Annotated in this window: 16 protein-coding genes; 9 read left to right on the plus strand and 7 right to left on the minus strand. The window is 70.8% G+C overall.

Going from position 1 to position 21,968, the window contains the following annotated elements; all coding sequences use genetic code 11:
- The first annotated feature begins 116 nt into the window (after positions 1 to 116).
- Complete coding sequence (locus tag ACFZDK_RS07505; protein WP_390970710.1) at positions 117 to 3,110, plus strand: bifunctional [glutamine synthetase] adenylyltransferase/[glutamine synthetase]-adenylyl-L-tyrosine phosphorylase; 2,994 nt, start codon at positions 117 to 119, stop codon at positions 3,108 to 3,110.
- On the opposite strand, the gene ACFZDK_RS07510 is transcribed toward ACFZDK_RS07505, so the two are convergent.
- The 3 genes from ACFZDK_RS07510 to ACFZDK_RS07520 all read right to left on the minus strand — a co-directional run bounded on the left by ACFZDK_RS07510 (position 3,061) and on the right by ACFZDK_RS07520 (position 5,644).
- Positions 3,061 to 4,215, minus strand: coding sequence for an ATP-binding protein (locus ACFZDK_RS07510; protein ID WP_390970712.1), 1,155 nt, complete (start codon positions 4,213 to 4,215; stop codon positions 3,061 to 3,063). The genes ACFZDK_RS07505 and ACFZDK_RS07510 overlap by 50 nt on opposite strands.
- Positions 4,216 to 4,234: 19 nt before the next feature.
- Entirely contained in the window at positions 4,235 to 4,957 is a 723-nt protein-coding gene (locus ACFZDK_RS07515; RefSeq protein ID WP_390970714.1) for a VanZ family protein, read from the minus strand.
- 78 nt (positions 4,958 to 5,035) lie between these two features.
- Positions 5,036 to 5,644, minus strand: coding sequence for a TetR/AcrR family transcriptional regulator C-terminal domain-containing protein (locus ACFZDK_RS07520; RefSeq protein ID WP_390970716.1), 609 nt, complete (start codon positions 5,642 to 5,644; stop codon positions 5,036 to 5,038).
- A 179-nt stretch (positions 5,645 to 5,823) separates the two neighbouring features.
- Here ACFZDK_RS07520 and ACFZDK_RS07525 point away from each other — a divergent pair, with 179 nt between their 5' ends.
- Positions 5,824 to 7,275 (plus strand): amino acid permease, encoded by a 1,452-nt coding sequence (locus ACFZDK_RS07525; protein WP_390970718.1) that lies wholly within the window; start codon positions 5,824 to 5,826, stop codon positions 7,273 to 7,275.
- Between the two features lie 29 nt (positions 7,276 to 7,304).
- A complete protein-coding gene (locus ACFZDK_RS07530; protein WP_390970720.1) occupies positions 7,305 to 8,885 on the plus strand; it encodes an amidohydrolase family protein in 1,581 nt (526 codons plus the stop codon).
- A gap of 72 nt (positions 8,886 to 8,957) precedes the next feature.
- Here ACFZDK_RS07530 and ACFZDK_RS07535 read toward each other — a convergent pair whose 3' ends face one another.
- On the minus strand, positions 8,958 to 9,815 hold the full coding sequence (locus tag ACFZDK_RS07535; protein WP_390970722.1) for a phosphatase PAP2 family protein: 858 nt from the start codon (positions 9,813 to 9,815) through the stop codon (positions 8,958 to 8,960).
- A gap of 82 nt (positions 9,816 to 9,897) precedes the next feature.
- Positions 9,898 to 10,947, minus strand: coding sequence for a substrate-binding domain-containing protein (locus tag ACFZDK_RS07540; RefSeq protein ID WP_390970724.1), 1,050 nt, complete (start codon positions 10,945 to 10,947; stop codon positions 9,898 to 9,900).
- A gap of 385 nt (positions 10,948 to 11,332) precedes the next feature.
- Between ACFZDK_RS07540 and ACFZDK_RS07545 the strand changes: the two genes are divergently transcribed.
- The 5 genes from ACFZDK_RS07545 to ACFZDK_RS07565 all read left to right on the plus strand — a co-directional run bounded on the left by ACFZDK_RS07545 (position 11,333) and on the right by ACFZDK_RS07565 (position 18,028).
- The gene (locus ACFZDK_RS07545) at positions 11,333 to 12,607 is read left to right on the plus strand and encodes an extracellular solute-binding protein (RefSeq protein WP_390970726.1); all 1,275 of its coding nucleotides are present in this window, start codon (positions 11,333 to 11,335) and stop codon (positions 12,605 to 12,607) included.
- A 123-nt stretch (positions 12,608 to 12,730) separates the two neighbouring features.
- Positions 12,731 to 13,735, plus strand: a complete 1,005-nt coding sequence (locus ACFZDK_RS07550) for an ABC transporter permease subunit (RefSeq protein ID WP_390970728.1) — start codon at positions 12,731 to 12,733, stop codon at positions 13,733 to 13,735.
- Positions 13,736 to 13,748: 13 nt separating this feature from the next.
- Complete coding sequence (locus ACFZDK_RS07555) at positions 13,749 to 14,657, plus strand: ABC transporter permease subunit (RefSeq protein WP_390970730.1); 909 nt, start codon at positions 13,749 to 13,751, stop codon at positions 14,655 to 14,657.
- 189 nt (positions 14,658 to 14,846) lie between these two features.
- The gene (locus tag ACFZDK_RS07560; RefSeq protein ID WP_390970732.1) at positions 14,847 to 16,508 is read left to right on the plus strand and encodes an alpha-amylase family glycosyl hydrolase; all 1,662 of its coding nucleotides are present in this window, start codon (positions 14,847 to 14,849) and stop codon (positions 16,506 to 16,508) included.
- A gap of 146 nt (positions 16,509 to 16,654) precedes the next feature.
- The gene (locus ACFZDK_RS07565; protein ID WP_390970733.1) at positions 16,655 to 18,028 is read left to right on the plus strand and encodes an alpha-amylase family glycosyl hydrolase; all 1,374 of its coding nucleotides are present in this window, start codon (positions 16,655 to 16,657) and stop codon (positions 18,026 to 18,028) included.
- Here ACFZDK_RS07565 and ACFZDK_RS07570 read toward each other — a convergent pair.
- A complete protein-coding gene (locus ACFZDK_RS07570) occupies positions 18,004 to 18,870 on the minus strand; it encodes a helix-turn-helix domain-containing protein (RefSeq protein ID WP_390970735.1) in 867 nt (288 codons plus the stop codon). The two genes, ACFZDK_RS07565 and ACFZDK_RS07570, sit on opposite strands and share 25 nt — an antisense overlap.
- A gap of 86 nt (positions 18,871 to 18,956) precedes the next feature.
- On the opposite strand from ACFZDK_RS07570, the gene ACFZDK_RS07575 reads away from it, so the two are divergent.
- Positions 18,957 to 19,739, plus strand: a complete 783-nt coding sequence (locus tag ACFZDK_RS07575; RefSeq protein ID WP_390970737.1) for a glucose 1-dehydrogenase — start codon at positions 18,957 to 18,959, stop codon at positions 19,737 to 19,739.
- A 59-nt stretch (positions 19,740 to 19,798) separates the two neighbouring features.
- On the opposite strand, the gene ACFZDK_RS07580 is transcribed toward ACFZDK_RS07575, so the two are convergent.
- On the minus strand, positions 19,799 to 21,874 hold the full coding sequence (locus ACFZDK_RS07580; protein ID WP_390970739.1) for a carbohydrate-binding module family 20 domain-containing protein: 2,076 nt from the start codon (positions 21,872 to 21,874) through the stop codon (positions 19,799 to 19,801).
- Between the last annotated feature and the right edge of the window lie 94 nt (positions 21,875 to 21,968).

Raw genomic sequence — 21,968 nt, forward strand, 5'->3', positions numbered from 1 at the left:
ACCGTCGTCTGCCCGTACAGACCACGATCCCGCGCGAAACTCATCGGCGCCCGTGACAGCCTCTGCGGTTAGGCTCGTCTGGCCAGCATGATCGTGATCCCAAGGGGAGGCCGCACATGACGCCGGGGCGCAGGAGCAGTACCTTCACGCGACTGCTGCGGCACGGCTTCACCGATGCCTCGGCCGCCGAGCGGCTGCTGGACAGCCCCGAGCTGGCCGCCGTACGCGACGACCCGGTCCTCCTGGAGGCACTCGGTGCCACCGCCGACCCGGATCTCGCCCTGCACGGCCTGGTACGGCTGCTGGAGGCCCAGCCCGGACACACCGCGCGCCGGGAACTCCTCGACACCCTGATAGCGGCCAAGCCGCTCCGGGACCGCCTCCTGGGCGTCCTGGGCGCCTCCGCCGCCCTCGCCGACCACCTCGCCCGGCACCCGCGCGACTGGGAGGCCCTGGTCACCTACGAGCCCCGGGACCTGCACCCCGGCGTCGCGGAGTTCGAAGGCGGCCTGGCCGAGGCCGCCGACCCGATCTCCCTCCGGGTCGCCTACCGGCGCTGCCTGCTGTCCATCGCCGCCCGGGACGTCTGTGGCACCACCGACGTCGCCGAGACCGCCGCCGAACTCGCCGACCTGGCCACCGCCACCCTGCGCGCCGCCCTCACCCTCGCCGAGCGCGCCGCGCCCGCGGACGCCGCCGCCTGCCGGCTCGCCGTGATCGCCATGGGCAAGTGCGGCGGCCACGAGCTGAACTACGTCTCCGACGTCGACGTCATCTTCGTTGCCGAGGCCGCCGACAGCGCCGACGAGGCCAAGGCGCTGCGCTCCGCCACCAAGCTCGCCTCGCACATGATGCGGATCTGCTCGGAGACGACGGTGGAGGGCTCCATCTGGCCCGTCGACGCCAACCTCCGCCCCGAGGGCCGCAACGGCCCGCTCGTGCGCACCCTCAGCAGCCACCTCGCCTACTACCAGCGCTGGGCCAAGACCTGGGAGTTCCAGGCCCTGCTCAAGGCCCGCCCGGTCGCCGGCGACCTCGACCTCGGCGCCGAGTACATCGCCGCGCTCGAACCCCTGGTGTGGAAGGCCGCCGAGCGCGAGAACTTCGTCGCCGACGTGCAGAAGATGCGCCGCAGGGTGGTCGAGAACATCCCCGCCGCCGAGATCGAGCGCGAGCTCAAGCTCGGCCCCGGCGGCCTGCGGGACGTCGAGTTCGCCGTCCAGCTCCTCCAGTTGGTGCACGGACGCGCCGACGCCACCCTCCGCTCCGGCACCACCCTCGACGCCCTCCAGGCCCTCGCGGCCGGCGGCTACGTGGGCCGCGCCGACGCCGTCCAGCTCGACGACGCCTACCGCTTCCTGCGCTCCATGGAACACCGCATCCAGCTCTACCGGCTGCGCCGCACCCACCTGGTCCCCGAGGACGAGGCCGACCTGCGCCGCCTCGGCCGCTCGCTGGGCCTGCGCGCCGACCCGGTGCCCGAGCTGACCCGCGAGTGGAAGCGGCACTCGGGCGTCGTACGACGGCTGCACGAGAAGCTCTTCTACCGCCCGCTGCTCGACGCCGTCGCCCAACTCGGCCCCGGCGAGGCGCGGCTGAGCCCCAAGGCGGCCCGGGAACGCCTGGAGGCCCTCGGCTACGCCGACCCGGCCGCCGCCCTGCGCCACCTGGAGGCCCTCGCCTCCGGCGTCACCCGCAAGGCCGCCATCCAACGCACCCTGCTGCCCGTTCTGCTGGGCTGGTTCGCCGACTCCGCCGACCCGGACGCGGGCCTGCTGAACTTCCGCAAGGTCTCCGACGCCCTCGGCAAGACCCCCTGGTATCTACGGCTGCTCAGGGACGAGGGCGCCGCCGCCGAGAACCTCGCCCGGGTGCTGTCGGCCGGCCGCCTCGCCCCCGACCTGCTGATGCGCGCCCCGGAGGCCGTGGCCCTGCTGGGCGACGGCGAAGGCGGCGGCCTGGAGCTGCGCGGCCGCGCCCAGCTGGAGCAGGAGATCCTCGCCGCCGTCGGCCGCGCGGAGAACGCCGAGGACGGGGTACGGGCGGCGCGCGGCGTGCGGCGCCGCGAGCTGTTCCGTACGGCCGCCGCCGACATCGTCGACTCCTACGGCACCGAGACCAAGCCCGCCGAGGCCGACCAGGGCGCCCTCGTCGACCGGGTCGGCGCGGCCGTCTCCGACCTGACGGCGGCCACCCTGGCCGGCACCCTCCGGGCCGTCGTCCGCGACGGCTGGGGCGACACCCTGCCCACCCGGTTCGCGATGATCGGCATGGGCCGCTTCGGCGGGCACGAGCTGGGCTACGGCTCCGACGCGGACGTCGTGTTCGTGCACGAGCCGCGGGAGGGCGTGGACGAGCGCGAGGCCGCCGACGCGGCCAACAAGGTGGTCGCCGAGATGCGCCGGCTCCTCCAGGTCCCCAGCGCCGACCCGCCGCTGCTCATCGACGCCGACCTGCGGCCCGAGGGCAAGTCCGGACCGCTGGTGCGCACGCTCAAGTCCTACGAGGCCTACTACCGCCGCTGGTCGCTGGTGTGGGAGTCGCAGGCCCTGCTGCGCGCCGACCCGGTCGCCGGGGACGAGGAGCTGGGGCGCCGGTTCGTCGAGCTGATCGACCCGCTGCGGTATCCGGCGGAGGGGCTCGGCGAGGACGCGGTCCGCGAGATCCGGCGGCTGAAGGCCCGCATGGAGTCGGAACGGCTGCCGCGCGGGGCCGACCCGAAGCTGCACACCAAGCTCGGGCCGGGCGGGCTGTCCGACGTCGAGTGGACCGTGCAGCTGCTGCAGCTGCGCCACGGGTGGGCCGAGCCGGGACTGCGGACCACCCGGACCCGGCAGGCGCTGGCAGCGGCGCAGGCGGCGGGCCTGCTGGGGGCCGAGGACGCCGCGATACTGGACGAGGCGTGGGTGCTGGCCACCCGGGTGCGCAACGCCGTGATGCTGGTGCGGGGGCGGGCCGGCGACACGTTCCCCACCGAGAGCCGTGAACTGGCCGCCGTCGGGCGGTACCTGGGCTACGGCGACGGGCACGCCGGGGACATGCTCGACGCGTACCGGCGTACTACCCGCCGGGCCCGGGCGGTCGTGGAGGAGCTTTTCTACGGGGCCTGAGGTCCGCCCCGTCCGGCAGCCGGACGGTGACGAGGAGGCCGCCGGCGGGGCGGGGCGCGAGGTCGAGGGCGCCGTCGTGCGCGCGGACGATGCTGTGCACGATGGCCAGCCCGAGGCCGACGCCCGCGTGTTCGTCGGCGCGGACGCGGTCGGTTCCGCGCCGGAAGGGTTCGGTGAGGGTCGGTACCAGGTCCGACGGCAGCGCGGGGCCGGTGTTCTCGACCCGCAGCACGCTCACGCCGTCCCGCGGTTCGGTGTGGACCGTCACGGTGCCGCCGGCGGGGAGGTTGTGGACGATCGCGTTCTGGACGAGGTTCGTCACCATCCGCAGGAGGAGCGCCGCGGAGCCGACGGCCCGGGTCGGCCCGCCGGTGACGTCGAGCGTGATCCGGCGCTTCTCGGCGAGCGGCAGCAGCGTTTCCGCGGCTTCCTCGGCGAGGAGGGAGAGGTCGACGGGCTCACGGCTGAAGCCCCTGCCGTCGGCGCGGCTGAGCAGCAGGAGCGCCTCGGTGAGGTCGATCGCCCGCGTGTTGACCGTGCGGAGGCGTTCGATGAGTGCGCCCTGGTCCTCGGTGGGATCGTGGCCGGCGGCCTCCAGGAGCGCCCGGGAGACGGCCAGCGGGGTGCGCAGCTCGTGCGAGGCGTTCGCGGCGAACCTCTGCTGTTCGCCGACATGGGACTCGAGTTGTTCGAGCATCGTGTCGAACACGTCGGCGAGTTCACGGAACTCGTCCCTGGGGCCCTGCATACGGATCCGGTGGGAGAGCGATCCGTTCGAGGCCAGCCGGGCCGCGTACGCGATCCGGGTGAGGGGCGTCAGCATCCGGCCGGCCAGGATCCAGCCGCCCACCAGCCCGAACACCAGGAGGAAGGCCAGCGCGGTGGCCGCGGCGGGGGCGAAGCCGTTCAGGAGGTCGGAGCGCTTGGGCCCGAGGATGATCACGGCGCCGAACCTCTTCTGGATGGACCTGGCGTCGTCGTTCGGCAGCCAGCGCAGCACGAACACCCACATCACGGCCAGCATGAGAACGCCGGCGACGAGCAGGAACCCGGCGTAGCTGAGGGTGAGTTTCAGCCGGACGCTGAGCTCCGGGCGCTTCTTCACGGGTGCCGCCGGGACGGGCTCAGCCTGCCGGTGCCGGCACCGGCGCGGGGTGCGGCTGGTCCGAGGGCGCCTGCGCCGCGGAGCGCCACCAGCGGCGCGACGCCAGCCCGGCCAGCACGGCGCCGACGGTGTTGACCAGGACGTCGTCCACGGAGGACACCCGGTCCAGGCGCAGCACGTACTGGGCGGTCTCCACCAGGACCGAGCAGCCCGCCCCGAGCGCGAGGACCCGCGGCAGGGACGCCAGGGCCGCCCACCGCATCGGGGCGAAGAACGCCAGCGACGCGAAGACCAGCAGGTTGCCGACGATTCCGAGCGTCCCCATCGTGACCAGGTCCCGCAGCGGTACGAGACTCACCCGGGCCGGGGCGGTGCCGGCCCCCTCGCCGGGCATCATGGTCAGCCACAGGAACGGCACCGTCCCGTGGACCATGCCCACCTCGGCCAGCGACGTCCGCCACGCCCACGGGACACCCGCGGCCCGCCGACGGTACGCCGGCGCCCAGGCCACCAGTACGGCCAGCGGCAGCGTGGCCAACGTCATCAGCACCACACCGTTGAACGTGTCGAAGCAGCCGTGCCACTGGCCGGCCGCGCACCTCGGGGCGGACATCATGAGCGGCCGCCGCAGGGCGAACGCGGCGCTCGCCAGGCCGAGGACCGCGAGGGACAGGAACACGATCGTGCGAGTGCGAGTGCGAGTGCGGCGGGCAGGCGCCGGCAAGGGTGCGTTTCGGTTCACGGTCCCATGACAGACGCCGGGCCGTTGCGGCCGCGTATGCGGTTTTCGATACGCCCGCGATACACGGGATCCTGTAGGTCATGGCTGCCGGAGCAGGGCCCGGGCGTGGTTCATGAGGCCCGTCAGGCCCACCTCGAACGCCCGGTCCGCCCGGCCCGCCCCCACCGCCGCCAGCGCCTCCGCCAGATGCGGGGTCGGTGTCTCCGTCGTCAGTTCCCACATCGTCTCCGGGGCCGCCAGGTCCAGCGCCGAACCCAGGACGAGGTTCTCCAGGGCTATCAGCAGGGGCATCACGTCCGCCGGGGCGAAGCCCGCGGCCAGCAGCACCGTGACCGCGCGCTCGTACTGCTCCAGGACCCGGGGCGCCCGCACCGGCGAGGTCATCAGGAGCGGGATCGCCCTCGGGTGGGCGGCGAAGGCGGCCCGGTAGGAGCGGGCCCAGGACTCCACGGCGGTGTCCCAGGGGGCCAGGTCCAGGGTCGCGGGGTCGATGGCCGCCGCGACCCGTTCGCGCAGCAGCTCGACGATGCCGTCCCGGCCGTCCACATGGTGATACAGCGAACCGGCCTGGGTGCCGAGCCGCTTCGCGATCTGCGGGACGCTGAAGTCGCCCTGCTCGTCCACGAGTTGCAGCGCGGTCGTGGTGATCCGCTCCCGGTCGAGGAGCGGGGTGCGCGGCCGTCCCATGCGTGTGTTCTCTCCCGAAGGTGTGAAACGGGTCTTCCCGGATGTCCAGGAGGAGGCTACATTGCCAAAACCGAAAGGCTTTAGATTTACGGGTCCGGGGCAGCTCCTGCCCTGGTAGCGCCGGTCATCCCGCACGCCCGGAACCCTCCCGTCCGTCGCGCTCGAAGGGCTCCCCCTCCATGTCCGTCACCGCTCGCGAGGAGAGCACGCCACCCGCCGTGGCGACCCTCCGCTCCGGCTCGCTCGGCACCGCCGACATCGCCTTCTTCGTCATCTCCGCCGCCGCCCCGCTCACCGTGATGGCCGGCGTCGCCCCGCTCGCCGTCCTGCTCGGCGGCATCGGCGCCCCGGCCGGCTACCTCATCGCCGGCATCACCCTCGCCGTCTTCGCCGTCGGCTTCACCACCATGAGCCGGCACGTCAGGAGCGGCGGCGCCTTCTACGCCTACATCACCCGCGGCCTCGGCCGACCCGTCGGCATCGGCGCCGCCCTGCTCGCCCTGATCGGCTACAACGGTATGGAGATCGGCGTCTACGGCCTGCTCGGCAGCGCAGGGCGGGACACCGCGAAGGCCCTCTTCGGCATCGACGTCCCCTGGCTGCCGATCGCCCTCGCCGGACTCCTCCTCATCGGCTACGGCGGCTACCGCTCCATCGAGTTCGGCGCGAAGCTGCTCGGCGTGCTGCTGGTCGCCGAGACCGGCATCCTCGTCCTGCTCGCCGGCGGAGTGCTGGTGAAGGGCGGCGCACACGGCCTGTCCGCCGCCTCCTTCGCCCCGCAGCACGTGTTCGTCTCCGGTACGGCGGTGGTCCTCGCCTTCGCCTTCGCCGCCTTCACCGGCTTCGAGTCGACCGTCATCTACCGCCGCGAGGCCCGCGACCCCGACCGCACGGTCCCGCGCGCCACCTACGTGGCCGTCGCGTTCCTCGGCCTCTTCTACGCCTTCATGGTGTGGATCATCATCCAGGCCTTCGGCAACCAGGACGTCATCGCGGCCGCCGCCAAGGACCCCGGGGGCCTCTTCTTCACCGCCATCACCACCTACGTGGCCGGCTGGGCGGCCGACCTGATGCACGTCTTCATCGTGACCAGCATCATCGCCTCGCTCCTCGCCTTCCACAACGCGATCAACCGCTACGCCCTCGCCCTCGCCGAGGAGGGCGTGCTGCCCGGCTCCCTGGGCAGGATCCACCCGCGCCACCGCTCCCCGTACATGGCCGGCATCGCCCAGACCGTCCTCGGCGCCGTGGTCGTGCTCGGCTTCTGGGCGGCGGGCGCCGACCCGTACAACCAGCTGCTGCTGTGGGTCAACACCCCGGGAATGATCGGCCTGTTCGCGCTCCAGCTGCTCGCCGCGATCGCGGTGCCCTGCTACTTCCGCCGGGTACGGCACGAGGAGGGCACCCTGCGCACCGTGGTCGCCCCGACCGTCGCCGCCGTCCTCCTCGCCACCGCGATAGGGCTCGTCATCACCCACATCGACCTGTTCACCGGCGCGTCGAGCACGGTCAACACCCTGCTGATCGTCATCGCGCCCGCCGTCTTCGTCGCGGGCCTGGGCCTCGCGTGGTGGCTGCGCCGCGAACGGCCGGACGTGTACGCGGACTTCGCCGCAGAGCCCGCCGAATAACCCGACAGAACAAAGGAGTTCACCGCGCGATGACCGCCACCGCCGCCCCCGACCTGATCCTGACCGGCGCCGAGGTCCGCACCCTCGACCCCGCCCGGCCGTGCGCCACCGCCGTCGCCGTGCGCGACGGGGTGATCGCCGCCGTCGGCGACGAGCGGGACGTACGGGACTGGCGGGGGCCCGGCACCGAGGTCGTGGCGCTGGACGGCGCGCACCTGGTGCCGGGCCTGGTGGACGCCCACAGCCACCCCGTGTGGGGCCTGGACATGGCGACCGGCGCCGACCTGTCGGGCGTCCGCGACCTGGCGGGCCTGCGGGCGGCACTCACCGGCGCCGAACGGATCGACGGCTGGGTCATCGGCTTCGGCCTCGACCACAACGCGTTCGAGGGCCGCCCCGTCGACCGCGCCCTCGTCGAGGACGTACTCGGCGGCGCGCCCGCCTTCCTCCGGCTCTACGACGGCCACTCCGCCCTCGTCGGCGGCGCGGCGCTGGCCGCGGCGGGGGTCACGGGCGCGCGGACCTTCGCCCAGCGGGCGCAGGTCGTCTGCGACCCCGAGGGCCGCCCCACCGGGCACCTCGTCGAGCACGCGGCGATGCAGCTGGTCGAGCGGGCCATGCCCCGCCCGTCGTACGCGGCCCGCCGGGCCCGCCTGGTCGAGCTGCTCGCCGCGATGGCGGCCACCGGGCTGACCGGGGCGCACGTCATGGACGCGGGGGACGCGGAGCTGGTCGGGGCGGTGGCCGAGGAGACCGTCCTGCCGCTGCGGCTGCGCTTCGCGCCCTGGTGCATGCCGGGTGTGGACGAGGCCGGGCTGGCGGAGCTGGTCGCGGCGCAGGGGCGGGGCGGCCGGCACTGGACGGTCGACGGGGTCAAGTTCTTCATGGACGGGACGGTGGAAGGGGGCACCGCCTGGCTGGAGCACGCGGACTGCCACGGGCAGGGCACGGAGGCGTTCTGGCCGGACCCCGAGGCGTACGCGGCGGCCGTACGGCACCTGCACGCGGCCGGGGTGCGCACGGCCACGCACGCCATCGGGGACGCGGCGGTACGGAACGTCCTGGACGTGGTGGCGGGGCTGGGGCCCGGCGCGGCCGGCCGGCACCGGATCGAGCACATCGAGACGGCGCCGGACGCGCTGCTGCCGCGCTTCGCCGAGCTGGGGGTGGCCGCGTCGATGCAGCCTCCGCACACCGCGTACACCCGGGCCGACGGCACGGACGAGTGGTCCCGCCGGCTGGGCGCCGACCGCGCCGACCGCGCCTGGCGCCTCCGCGACCTCCGCGACGCGGGCGCGACCGTCGCCCTCGGCTCGGACTGGCCCATCGCCCCCTACGACATACGGTCCGTCCTCGCCACGGCCCGCGCCCCGAGAGGCGCGGCGTCCGCCTCCGCGGGCCTGACCGGCCTGGAGGCCCTCGAAGGCTGCACGAGCCATGCGGCGCGGGCGGCGGGGGAGGCGGCCGTAGCAGGCCGCATCGCAGTGGGCCACCGCGCCGACCTCACGGCCCTGGCCCTGGACCCGGTGACCGCCCCGCCAGACGAACTGACCGAGGCCCCGGTACGACTGACGGTCACCGGGGGACACGTGGTGCACCGGGGGGAGTGAGCCGCCGGAGGGCTGAGGCGGGTGAGAACCGCCGGTTCAGACCAGCCGTCGGCTTTCCTTCCGGACTCCGTCTCAGCCGCCCGCAGGGCTCCGCAGCAGAGTCACCCCCGTCGGCTGCCGGGGAAGGGCGTACGGGAGGGCGCCGTACCAGAGGCGGACCACGGTGAAGCCGAAGGTGAGGCAGAGGGCGCCGCCGACCGCGTCGAGCCAGAAGTGGTTGGCGGTGGCGACGATGACGAGGAGGGTGGCGGTCGGGTAGAGGAGGCCGAGGAGGCGTACCCAGGGGACCGACGCGAGGGCGAAGACGGTCAGGCCGCACCACAGGGACCAGCCGATGTGCATGGACGGCATCGCGGCGTACTGGTTCGACATGTGTTTGAGGTCGCCGGAGGCCATCGAGCCCCAGGTGTGGTGGACCGTCACCGTGTCGACGAAGCCGCCCCCGGTCATCAGGCGCGGTGGGGCGAGCGGGAACAGGTAGTAGCCGAGGAGGGCGACGCCCGTCGTGGCGAAGAGGGCGAGACGGGCCGCCGCGTAGCGGCCGGGATGGCTGCGGTAGAGCCACACCAGGACGCCCAGCGTCACCACGAAGTGCAGTGTCGCGTAGTAGTAGTTCATCCCGACGATCAGCCAAGTCACCGAGTTCACGGCATGGTTGACCGACTCCTCGACGGCGATCCCCAGGTGGTGCTCGGTCCGCCAGATCCAGTCCGCGTTGCGCAGCGCCTGCGCCCTCTGCTCCGGTACCGCGTTGCGGATCAGCGAGTAGGTCCAGTAACTCACCGCGATCAGCAGGATCTCGAACCAGAGCCGGGGCCGGCGCGGCGTGCGCAGCCGTCGTAGGAACCCCTGTTCTCCCTCGCCCGTGACGGTCCGCGGAAGGGTCTGTTGTACGCGACCTTCCGGCTCTGTCACGGTCGAGTCACTCATAGGTACAGAGTCTGCCAGAAAAGGCGTCTTCGACAGATCATCCCAAGGTTGGGTTCACGCCGCATGTTCTACGGCAGCGCGACTACTTCGCGAGTACTGCACGGTTGTTTCCCAGGTTCGGCGCGGACGCCGTGGAACCGCGTACCACCAACTCCGGCATGAAGACGAACTCGCTGTGCGGAGCCGGGGTGCCCCCGATCTCCTCCAGCAGGGTGCGTACCGCGGCCTGGCCCATCGCCGGTACCGGCTTGCGGACGGTGGTGAGCGGCGGGTCGGTGAAGGCGATGAGCGGGGAGTCGTCGAAGCCGACCACCGAGACGTCCCGGGGGACGTCGAGGCCGCGCTGCCGGGCCGCCCGTATCGCGCCGAGCGCCATCATGTCGCTGGCGCAGACGATCGCCGTGCAACCGCGGTCGATCAGCGCCGTGGTGGCCGCCTGACCGCCCTCCAGGGTGTACAGCGAGTGCTGGACGAACTCGGACTCGATCACGTCCGTCGCCAGGCCCAACTGGTCCTGCATCGCCCGCACGAAGCCCTCGATCTTGCGCTGCACAGGGACGAACCGCTTCGGGCCGAGCGCGAGGCCGATCCGGGTGTGGCCCAGGGAGACGAGGTGGGTGACGGCCAGGGTCATCGCGGCCCGGTCGTCGGGGGAGATGAACGGCGCCTGCACCTTCGGCGAGAAACCGTCCACGAGCACGTACGGCACGCCCTGCGCCCGCAGCCGCTCGTAGCGCTGCATGTCGGCGGTGGTGTCCGCGTGCAGCCCGGAGACGTAGATGATGCCGGCCACCCCGCGGTCCACCAGCATCTCGGTCAGCTCGTCCTCCGTGGACCCGCCCGGGGTCTGGGTGGCGAGCACCGGGGTGTAGCCCTGCCGGGTCAGCGCCTGCCCGATCACCTGCGCAAGCGCCGGGAATATCGGGTTCTCCAGCTCGGGGGTGATCAGGCCCACCAGGCCCTCGCTGCGCTGCCGCAGCCGTACCGGGCGCTCGTAGCCGAGGACGTCGAGCGCGGCCAGCACGGACTGGCGGGTGGTGGCGGCGACGCCCGGCTTCCCGTTCAGAACCCGGCTCACCGTCGCCTCGCTCACCCCCGCCTGCGCTGCGATGTCGGCAAGCCGTGTGGTCACGGCACTGGACTGTACCGGCCGTATGTCCCCTTGCACACCGATCGGGCGCCTGATGCGGCTTGGGGGGCGGCCCGGTCCGGGCTGCTGCGTCATCGCACTCCCTCATGAAACGTGGCGGCAAGAGCTTGCAGAGTCTTGCACAAGTCGCCACCGTAGCGCTCTACCGCTGTAAACAAGCGTCTCACGGCGGTCGCCGAGAGGTCACGCCCGGATAACTTCGGAGATCTCTTGCACTTTTTTGCTGCAAGGTCTTTCGTAAGGCTTACATCGCTGTTACGTTCCCTGACGCCCGGCCGCCGCAGCAACGGCGCAGTCGGCACGACGGCGGGAACGGCGGACGGGGCCGCTCCCGTATCACTCGGGCATTCACCCTCAAGGAGAACTCATGCGGCGTGGCATAGCGGCCTCCGCGCTGGTGGCGTCCCTCGCCCTCACGGCGACGGCGTGCGGCGGGAGCGACAGCGACAGCAAGTCGGACGGCCCGGTCACCATCACCTGGTGGGACACCTCCAACGCCACCAATGAGGCACCGACGTACCAGGCCTTGATCAAGCAGTTCGAGGCCGCCAACAAGGACATCAAGGTCAAGTACGTCAACGTCCAGTTCGACCAGGCGCAGAACAAGTTCGACACGGCCGCCCAGTCCGGCAAGGGCGCCCCCGACGTGCTGCGCTCCGAGGTCGGCTGGACCCCCGCCTTCGCCAAGGCCGGCTACTTCGTGCCGCTGGACGGCACCGCCGCCCTCGCGGACAAGGACAAGTTCCAGTCCAGCCTGATCACCCAGGCCCAGTACGAGGGCAAGACCTACGGCGTCCCGCTGGTCACCGACACCCTCGCGCTCGTATACAACAAGGCGCTGTTCAAGAAGGCCGGCATCACCGCGGCCCCCACCACCTGGGACGAGGTCAAGGCCGACGCCGCCAAGATCCAGGACAAGGCCAAGACCACCGGCTACTGGGGCCCCGAGGCCGCGTACTACACGCAGCCCTTCCTCTACGGCGAGGGCACCGACATGGTCGACGCCTCCGCCAAGAAGATCACCATCACCTCGGCGGCGGCCAAGAAGGGCTACCAGACCTGGCTGGACCTCTACTCCGGCAAGGGCCTGCACAAGGCGGACACCACCGCCGACGCCTACGCCCACCGCCAGGACGCCTTCGTCAACGGCAAGGTCGCCATGACCATCGAGGGTCCCTGGGAGATCACCAACTTCTACAAGGGCTCCGCGTTCAGCGACAAGTCCAACCTCGGCATCGCCACCGTCCCGGCCGGCTCCACCGGCAAGGCGGGCGCCCCGACCGGCGGCCACAACCTCTCGATCTACGCCGGCATCGACAAGGCCCACCAGGCCGCCTCCGAGAAGTTCGTCGCCTTCATGACCTCCGCGAAGTCCCAGACGGAGATCGCCCTGAAGAACTCCACCCTGCCGACCCGCTCCGACGCGTACACCACCGCGGTCAAGGCCGACCCGGGCATCGCCGGCTACCAGGCCGTCCTCTCCTCCGCCCAGCCGCGCCCGGCGCTCGCCGAGTACTCCTCCCTGTGGGGCCCGGTCGGCACCGAGCTGACCAAGGTCGCCGGTGGCAAGGAGTCCCTGGACAAGGGCCTGAGCACCGCCGAACTCGGGATCGAGAAGCTCGTCCCCGACTTCAGCAAGTAGACCCCGCGTGACCGCCGGAGCGCCCTGACCATGGGGGGAGCGCTCCGGCGGTCACCGGCCTGTGTCCAGGCCACCCGGCCCGCCCAGCCCGCCCATCCCGGATTTTCCAGAAGGTGTCGAACCATGACAGTCGCCATCGACCGCGCGACCGGCAAACGCCACGGTGACCGCGCGCCCCGCCCCGGGCTGGGCCAGCGGATCAGGAACGGCTACCAGAAGTACTGGTACGCCTACGCGATGGTCGCCCCCGTCGCCGTCGTGCTCGGGGCGCTCGTCGTCTACCCCTTGGTGTACGGCTTCTACCTGACGTTGACGGACGCCAACAGCCTCAACACCGCCCGCACCATCGGCGTCAACCACATCGACGCCACCTACAAGTTCATCGGCCTGGACAACTACAAGGACATCCTGTTCGGCCCGACGTCCTACGACCGCTTCTGGTCCCACTTCCTGTGGACGATCGTCTGGACCGCGCTCTGCGTCGCCCTGCACTACACCATCGGCCTCGCCCTCGCCCTGCTGCTCAACGAGAAGTTCCGCGGCCGCACCTTCTACCGCATGGTCCTGGTGCTGCCCTGGGCGGTCCCCACCTTCGTCACCGTCTTCGGCTGGCGGTTCATGCTCGCCGACGGCGGCATCATCAACGCGGCCCTGCACTTCCTCCATCTGCCGCAACCCGACTGGCTGGAGGACACGTTCTGGCAGCGGGCCGCCGCGATCCTGGTCAACACCTGGTGCGGTGTGCCGTTCATGATGCTCTCGCTGCTCGGCGGCCTCCAGGCCATCGACGGCACCCTGTACGAGGCCGCCGAGATGGACGGCGCGAGCGCCTGGCAGCGCTTCCGGTACGTCACCCTGCCGGGGCTGAGGTCCGTCAGCTCCACCGTCGTACTGCTCGGCATCATCTGGACGTTCAACCAGTTCGCCGTCATCTTCCTGCTGTTCGGCAACACCGCCCCCGACGCGCAGATCCTGGTCACCTGGGCCTACTTCCTCGGCTTCGGACAGCAGCCGCGTGACTTCGCCCAGTCCGCCGCCTACGGCATGCTGCTGCTGGCCATCCTGATCGTCTTCACCTCCTTCTACCGCCGCTGGCTCAACCGCAACGACCAGCAGCTCGCGATCTGAGGCAGGAGTTCCCATGAGTACGACCACTGTCGAGACCTCCGCCCAGGTCGCCGAGGAGACCCCCGTGACCAGCACCCGCCGCCCCCGCGGCCGTGGCGAGCGCGGCCCGCTCGGCACCGCCGTCACCCACGGCATCCTGGGCGTCGCGAGCCTGATCGCGTTCTTCCCGGTCGGCTGGCTGATCTTCCTGTCCCTCGGCCCGGACAAGGACGACTACCTCCACCCGAGCGGCATCTGGCACAAGATGACGCTGGACAACTACTCCTTCGTCCTCCAGCACACCGGCTTCTGGGACTGGTTCAAGACGACGATGATCGTCGTCGGCGGTACGACCGTCATCGGGCTCATCCTCGCCTCCACCACCGGCTACGCGGTCTCCCGGATGCGCTTCCCGGGCTACCGGAAGTTCATGTGGCTGCTGCTGGTCACCCAGATGTTCCCGATCGCCGTGCTGATCGTGCCGATGTACCAGATCCTGTCGAACCTCGGCCTCATCGACAGCTACCTCGGCCTGATCCTCGTCTACTGCACCACCGTCGTGCCCTACACGGCCTGGCTGCTCAAGGGCTACTTCGACACGATCCCCTTCGAGATCGACGAGGCCGGCCGCGTCGACGGACTCTCCCCCTTCGGCACCTTCGCCCGGCTGATCCTGCCGCTCGCCAAGCCCGGCCTCGCGGTCGCCGCGTTCTACAACTTCCTCACCGCGTTCGGCGAGGTCGCGTTCGCGTCGACGTTCATGCTCAGCGACGACAAGTACACGTTCGCGGTGGGGCTGCAGAGCTTCATCAGTGAGCACGACGCGCAGCGGAACCTGATGACGGCGACGGCGGTGCTGATCGCGATACCGGTGGCCGTGTTCTTCTACCTCGTGCAGAAGAACCTGGTGACCGGGCTTACCGCGGGCGGCACGAAGGGGTAACGCCGGTTGCGGAAAAGCTGCTTCGGCCGTCGTTCGTCTGCGGCGCCGTTGTGGCTGGTCGCGCAGTTCCCCGCGCCCCTACGGGGCACGGGTGGCGGCCGTGGTGACCATCCGACCCCGCTGTCACCACGGCCGCCTCTACACCCCACCTCTGACCCGATGACCCAGTTACGACGCATCAAGGACGCCATGAGCCAGCAGCATTCCGCCGCACCGGCCCCCGCCATCGCCACCGTCGCCAGACGCCGGGACTGGTGGAGGGACGCGGTGATCTACCAGGTGTATCCGCGCAGCTTCGCCGACAGCAACGGCGACGGGATGGGGGACCTGGAGGGCGTACGCGCCAGACTCCCGTACCTGCGTGACCTCGGTGTCGACGCCGTGTGGCTCAGCCCGTTCTACGCCTCGCCGCAGGCGGACGCCGGCTACGACGTCGCCGACTACCGGGCCGTGGACCCCATGTTCGGCAACCTGCTGGACGCGGACGCCCTCATCCGGGACGCGCATGCGCTGGGTCTGCGGATCATCGTCGACCTGGTGCCCAACCACTCCTCGGACCAGCACGAGTGGTTCAAGCGGGCGCTGGCGGAGGGGCCGGGATCGCCGTCGCGCGACCGCTACCACTTCCGACCGGGGAAGGGGGAGAACGGCGAACTCCCGCCCAACGACTGGGAGTCCATCTTCGGCGGGCCCGCGTGGACGCGGGTCGCGGACGGCGAGTGGTACCTGCACCTCTTCGCTCCCGAGCAGCCCGACTTCAACTGGGAACACCCGGCCGTCGGCGACGAGTTCCGCTCCATCCTGCGGTTCTGGCTGGACATGGGCGTGGACGGGTTCCGGATCGATGTCGCCCACGGCCTGGTGAAGGCCGAGGGGCTCCCGGACATCGGGGACGCCGACCAACTCAAGCTGCTGGGCAACGATGTCATGCCGTTCTTCGACCAGGACGGGGTGCACGAGGTGTACCGCCAGTGGCGGCACGTCCTCGACGAGTACGCCGGCGAGCGGATCTTCGTGGCCGAGGCGTGGACGCCGACGGTCGAGCGCACCGCGCACTACGTCCGCCCGGACGAACTGCACCAGGCCTTCAACTTCCAGTACCTGAGCACCGCCTGGGACGCGAAGGAACTCCGCACGGTCATCGACCGCACCCTGGAGGCGATGCGGCCGGTGGGCGCCCCCGCCACCTGGGTGCTGTCCAACCACGACGTCACCCGGCACGCCACCCGGTTCGCCAACCCGCCGGGACTGGGGACCCAGATCCGTACGGCGGGGGACCGGGACCTCGGGCTGCGCCGGGCCCGCGCGGCGACGCTGCTGATGCTGGCGCTGCCCGGCTCGGCCTACGTCTACCAGGGCGAGGAACTGGGCCTCCCGGACGTCGTCGACCTGCCCGACGAGGTCCGCCAGGACCCCGCGTACTTCCGGGGCGCCGGCCAGGACGGCTTCCGCGACGGGTGCCGGGTGCCGATCCCGTGGACGCGGGAGGGCTCCTCGTACGGCTTCGGCGACGGGGGCAGCTGGCTTCCGCAGCCCGCCAGTTGGGGCGAGCTGAGTGTCGAGGCGCAGACGGGGGTGGCCGGTTCGACGCTGGAGCTGTACCGCGCCGCGCTGAGCGCCCGGCGTGCCCAGCCCGACCTCGGCGCCGGCGACGCGGTGGAGTGGCTGCGTGCCCCGGAGGGCGTACTCGCGTTCCGGCGCGGGGAGTTCGTGTGCGTCGCGAACACCGGTGGGGAGTCGGTGACGGTGCCCGCCTACGGCCGGGTGCTGCTGGCCAGCGGCGAGCTGACGGAGGCCGACGGCGAGGCGAAGGTGCCGGCCGACACGACCGTGTGGTGGACGACGGCCTGATGTTCTGACTGGCCGTCACTCGGTAACTTCTTGCAGCAACTTCACAGGGCCCGCTACCCAACTGAGTGGCGGGCCTTTAGCATCTGCGCAACCGCAAGGTTTCAGCAAGGTTTCTGCAAGAGCCTTCAATGGTGAAGGAACCCCACATGGCACGTAAGACCCTCTCCGCCGCACTGGCGCTGGCCGCCTGTAGCGTTGTCATGACCCCGTCCGTCGCATCGGCCTCCCCGCCCGGCACCAAGGACGTCACCGCCGTCCTCTTCGAGTGGAACTACGGCTCCGTCGCCAAGGAGTGCACCAACACCCTCGGCCCCGCCGGCTACGGATACGTCCAGGTCTCCCCGCCCGCCGAGCACATACAGGGCTCGCAGTGGTGGACGTCGTACCAACCGGTGTCGTACAAGATCGCCGGACGGCTCGGCGACCGCACCTCCTTCCAGAACATGGTGAGCACCTGCCACACGGCCGGTGTGAAGGTCGTCGTCGACACCGTCGTCAACCACATGTCGGCGGGCAGCGGCACCGGCACCGGCGGCTCGTCGTACACGAAGTACGACTACCCGGGCCTGTACTCCTCCTACGACTTCGACGACTGCACCTCCCTCGTCTCCAACTACGCCGACCGCTGGAACGTCCAGCACTGCGAACTCGTCGGCCTGGCCGACCTGGACACCGGCGAGGAGTACGTCCGCAAGACCATCGCCGGCTACATGAACGACCTGCTCGGCCTCGGCGTCGACGGCTTCCGCATCGACGCGGCCAAGCACATCCCGGCCGAGGACCTCGCCAACATCAAGACCCGGCTGACCAACCCGTCCGTGTACTGGAAGCAGGAGGTCATCTACGGCTCCGGGGAGGCCGTCCAGCCCACCGAGTACACCGGCAACGGGGACGTCCAGGAGTTCCGCTACGCCTACGACCTCAAGCGCGTCTTCAACAACGAGAACCTCGCCTACCTGAAGAACTACGGCGAGGGCTGGGGCTACCTGAGCAGCTCGGTCGCGGGCGTCTTCGTCGACAACCACGACACCGAGCGCAACGGCAGCACGCTCAACTACAAGGACGGCGCGAACTACACGCTCGCCAACGTCTTCATGCTCGCCTACCCCTACGGCGCCCCGGACATCAACTCCGGCTACGAGTGGTCGGACACCGACGCCGGACCGCCCAACAACGGTGTGGTCAACGCCTGCTGGCAGAACGGCTGGAAGTGCCAGCACGCCTGGCCGGAGATCATCCGCATGGTCGCCTTCCGCAACGCGGTGCGCGGCGAGTCGATGACGAACTGGTGGGACAACGGCGGCGACGCGATCGCCTTCGGGCGGGGCGCGAAGGGATACGTCGCCATCAACCACGAGTCGAGCTCACTGTCCCGGACCTACCAGACCTCGCTGCCGGCGGGGACGTACTGCAACGTGCAGAACAACACGAGCGTGACCGTGAACAGCTCCGGACAGTTCACCGCCACCCTGGCCTGGAACACCGCACTGGCGATCTACGCCGGGAAGTCCACCTGCTGATCGTCCATCCGCTGCGTCCCGATCACCGACAGCAGCCGCAGCGCCTCCTCCGAGTGTGAACCCGGGGTGGCGGTGTAGATCACGACCTGCTGGTCCCGGTCGGTGATGTCGAGGGCGTCGCAGTTGACGGTCACCGGGCCCACCACCGGGTGCCGGAAGGTCTTGGTCAGGGTGGGCTCGGCGGATACCTCGTGCGACTCCCACAGACGTCGGAACTCCTCGCTCCCGGCGAGGAGTTCCGCCACCAGACCGGTCACCTCGGGCGCGTCGGGATAGCGGGCCGCGGTGGCCCGCAGCCGACGCGCCGAGTGCCGCGCGAAGGCGTCCACGTCCGACACCCCGTACAGCCTGCGACCCTCCGGGCCCGGGTCGAGGAAGGCACGGCGCATGAGGTTGCGCTCGCGCGGCGGCCGTGCGGAGAAGTCCTCCATGAGGGCGGCCGCCAGATCGTTCCAGGCCAGCACCTCGCAGGTCGCGGACGTCACGAAGGCGGCGGCCTGCGGGAGCCGGCCCAGCAGGTCGAGCAGACTCTGCCGCACCTCACGCGGCGGCCCGGGCGGCGGCGCCGGCGGGGCTCCAGCGAGGTGGTGCAGATGGACGCGCTCGGCGTCCGACAACCGCAGCGCCCGCGCCAGACCGCCCAGCACCTCCCGCGACGGCCGCGGCCCCCGCGCCTGCTCCAGCCGCGTGTAGTACTCCGTCGAGATGAACGCCAGCTGCGCCACCTCCTCGCGCCGCAGCCCGGGCGTACGCCGCCGCGGGCCGCGCGGCAGCCCCACCTCGGCGGGGGAGATCCGCTCACGCCGGCTCCGCAGGAACGCCGCGAGTTCTTGCCTGTCCACGCCTCCAGTGTGCCCCGGTCACCCGAGCCCATCCAGGTACCGCCGGTGCCTGGATGAGCCGTAGGCCCGGGCCCAGGCTCGAAGCCATGGAGAACACTGCGATTACCTACCAGGGCCTGCTGACCGGCAAGGTCGCCTTCATCAGCGGCGCCGGACGCGGCATCGGCGCGGCCGCTGCCCGGCTCTTCGCCCGCGAGGGCGCCCGGGTCCTGCTGGCGGCCCGCACGGAGGACCAGCTCAAGAGGGTGACCGAGGAGATCCGCGCGACGGGCGGCACCGCGGACTACGCCGTCTGCGACCTGGCCGACACGGACAGTGTCCGCGCCGCCGTCGACGCCACGGTGGACCGGTACGGCCGCCTCGACCTCGCCTTCAACAACGGCGCGATCGCCCAGCACCCCGGCCCCCTGGACGAACTGCCCGAGGCCGACTTCGACCACCTCACCGCCGTCAACCTCAAGGGCGTCTGGCTCGCCATGACCGCCGAGATCGCCGCCATCCGCGCCACCGCCGGCACCGGCGCCATCGTCAACAACTCCTCCATCGGCAGCCTGCGCGCCAACCCCGTCCTCCCCGTCTACGGCGCCCTCAAGCGCGCCGTCAACAGCCTCACCCAGTCCGCCGCCGTCACCTACGGCCCCGAAGGCATCCGCGTCAACGCCGTCGCCCCCGGCGGCACCCTCACCGAGATGGTCCGCGACTGGGACGCGGCCACCCCCGGCGTCATCGACCACATGAAGACCGTGACCCCCCTGCGCCGCACCGCCGCCCCCGAGGAGATAGCCGAAGCCGCCGCCTGGCTCCTCAGCGACCGCGCCTCCTTCGTCTCCGGCGCGGTGCTGCAGGTGGACGGGGGAGCGGGCGCGTGAGAGGCCGCCACCGGGGGAGAAGTACCCGGTGGCGGCCCGCTCATCGGTCGGACGGAGTGCTACTTCCAGGTGTCACTGGCCGTGTAGCCGGACGAGGTGCCGGTCGTGTACGACCGGTTGGTGCCCGACTCCCAGGTCACGTTCCCGGACGAGTCCTTCTTGATGTACTTGTACGTGAATGTGGTGCTCTTCGGGACGATCACCAGCTTGCTCCACGTCGGGTACGACTCCGAGGACAGCGGGATCGCGTCGCCGGTGTTCCAGGAGCCGAGGGAGGCGATGGAGCCCACGACGTAGACGTTGGTGCCGTAGGTGGTCGTGGCGTACTCGTTGAAGGTGACGTCGGTGGCGTCGGCGTTCGCCACGTTCCAGGAGTTGTTGAGGGAGACCGCCGACGTGGTGGTGGTCGCCGATCTGTTGGCATTGGACTCCCAGGTCACATTGCCTGAACTGTCCTTTTTGATGTATTTGTAGGTGAAGGACGTGTTGATCGGCACGCTCACCGCGCCCGACCAGATCGGGTACCCGGAGGACGAGAGCTGGATCGCCTTCGAGGTGTCCCAGGCGCCCAGGGCGTCGATGGAGCCGACGACGTAGACGTTGGTGCCGGCGGTGGTGGAGGCGTACTCGTTGAAGGTCGCGGTCACCGTGGAGGTGGAGCCGCCGCCACCGCTGCCGCTGTCGTCGCAGCCGACGGTGCAGGTGTAGGAGGAGTTGTAGAAGGCGACGGCGTCCTTCGCGGGGATCGTGATGCTCGCGCTGCCGCCGGAGACGGTGACCGTGGAGGCACCGCCGTCGATGACGTTGGAGTACGTGCCGTCGGCCATGCCCGTCGCGAAGGTGTAGGTGGCCGACGACGAGCCGTTGTTGACGGCGAAGAACCCGGCGCCGCTGCGGCCGAAACCGATGACGTCGGACGACATGGTCTGCCAGTTGGAGACGGCCGCGCTGCCGGCCGCGTTGTGCCAGGCGACCATGCCGACGACGGCGGTGTCGCGGTCGAGGCAGTTCCAGCCGCTGGAGCAGTTCGTGTCGGTGACGAAGCCGGACGAGTTCGGCGGCGCCTGGTCGCTCTGGGTCCACTGCCAGCTGGAGTAGATGGTCGGCGTCGACCACTTGTAGGCCAGCTCGAAGAGGTTGGCGAGCTTGTAGCTGTCGCCGTCCTTGTAGCTCATGTGCAGGCCGTTGCGCTCGGTGTCGTGGTTGGTCACGAAGGACACCGAGTTGGCGGCGGGCAGGATGCCGCTGCTCTCCAGGGACGACAGGTCGCTCACGTTGCCCTGGAAGGCCGACTTCATCCTGCTCGCGTAGGTGAAGTCCAGGACGTCACCGGAGCCGTAGTAGTCGCTGGGCTGCGGGGTCGAGCCCGGGTACACCTCGTCGAAGATGTACGGCGCCGCGCCCGACGTCGTGGTGTTCAGCTTGGCGACGATGGCCGCCATGTCGGTGGCCGGGATGTGCTTGGCCGAGTCGACGCGGAAGCCGTCGACGCCCAGCGCGATCTGCTTGTTGAGGAAGGCGGCGAGGCCCGAACGGACGTTGTCCGCGCTGGTCTTGAGGTCGGGCAGGCCGAGCAGTTCGCAGTTCTGGACCTGGGTGAGGTTCGAGTAGTCCTGGATGGTCAGGTCGGAGGTGGGGCAGTCGGCGGAGGTGTGGTAGTCGCTCGGGTCCCAGTCCGGGGTGTCGTACTTGTTGGTGATCGTGGTGCCGTCGTAGCCGGTGCCGGTCTGGGCGGCGGTGTGGTTGATCACCGCGTCGGTGTAGACCTTCACGCCCGCGGTGTGGCAGGCGGTGACCATCGCGGCGAACTGCGTCGCCGTCCCGAAGCGGCTGTTCAGGGTGTACGAGTAGGGCTGGTAGACGTCCCACCAGTAGTAGCTGGACTGCTTGAGGGACTCGGACGGCGGGGCGACCTGCACCGCGCCGTACCCGGCCGGGCCGAGCACGTTGGTGCACTCGGACGCGATCGAGTTCCAGTTCCATTCCCAGAGGTTGGCGATCACGTCGCCCTGGGCGGTGGTGTCCGCCTGCGCGGCGGTGGCCGGCAGGGCGACGACGCCCGCGAGTGCCAGGGCGCCCGCGGCGATCGCGACGGCCGTGCGTCTGAAGACACCCGGGGGTCGGTGTCCGGTCATGTGCGGCTCCGAAACAAGAGGGACGGGCTTCAACAACCCTGGAGCGTGGGCCAGTTGAGACATCGCGTCAATACGACCGGTGAAAGTTCTTGCT

It is taken from the genome of Streptomyces sp. NPDC007901, assembly GCF_042959465.1.
Classification (GTDB): Bacteria; Actinomycetota; Actinomycetes; order Streptomycetales; family Streptomycetaceae; genus Streptomyces.

Coding starts and splice junctions, on each gene's coding strand:
- ACFZDK_RS07520 (WP_390970716.1), bottom strand. CDS start 5,644: ATGGGACGGCCGCGCACCCCGCTCCTCGACCGGGAGCGGATCACCACG.
- ACFZDK_RS07505 (WP_390970710.1), top strand. CDS start 117: ATGACGCCGGGGCGCAGGAGCAGTACCTTCACGCGACTGCTGCGGCAC.
- ACFZDK_RS07535 (WP_390970722.1), bottom strand. CDS start 9,815: ATGAGTGACTCGACCGTGACAGAGCCGGAAGGTCGCGTACAACAGACC.
- ACFZDK_RS07525 (WP_390970718.1), top strand. CDS start 5,824: ATGTCCGTCACCGCTCGCGAGGAGAGCACGCCACCCGCCGTGGCGACC.
- ACFZDK_RS07530 (WP_390970720.1), top strand. CDS start 7,305: ATGACCGCCACCGCCGCCCCCGACCTGATCCTGACCGGCGCCGAGGTC.
- ACFZDK_RS07545 (WP_390970726.1), top strand. CDS start 11,333: ATGCGGCGTGGCATAGCGGCCTCCGCGCTGGTGGCGTCCCTCGCCCTC.
- ACFZDK_RS07560 (WP_390970732.1), top strand. CDS start 14,847: ATGAGCCAGCAGCATTCCGCCGCACCGGCCCCCGCCATCGCCACCGTC.
- ACFZDK_RS07550 (WP_390970728.1), top strand. CDS start 12,731: ATGACAGTCGCCATCGACCGCGCGACCGGCAAACGCCACGGTGACCGC.
- ACFZDK_RS07555 (WP_390970730.1), top strand. CDS start 13,749: ATGAGTACGACCACTGTCGAGACCTCCGCCCAGGTCGCCGAGGAGACC.
- ACFZDK_RS07575 (WP_390970737.1), top strand. CDS start 18,957: ATGGAGAACACTGCGATTACCTACCAGGGCCTGCTGACCGGCAAGGTC.
- ACFZDK_RS07580 (WP_390970739.1), bottom strand. CDS start 21,874: ATGACCGGACACCGACCCCCGGGTGTCTTCAGACGCACGGCCGTCGCG.
- ACFZDK_RS07565 (WP_390970733.1), top strand. CDS start 16,655: ATGGCACGTAAGACCCTCTCCGCCGCACTGGCGCTGGCCGCCTGTAGC.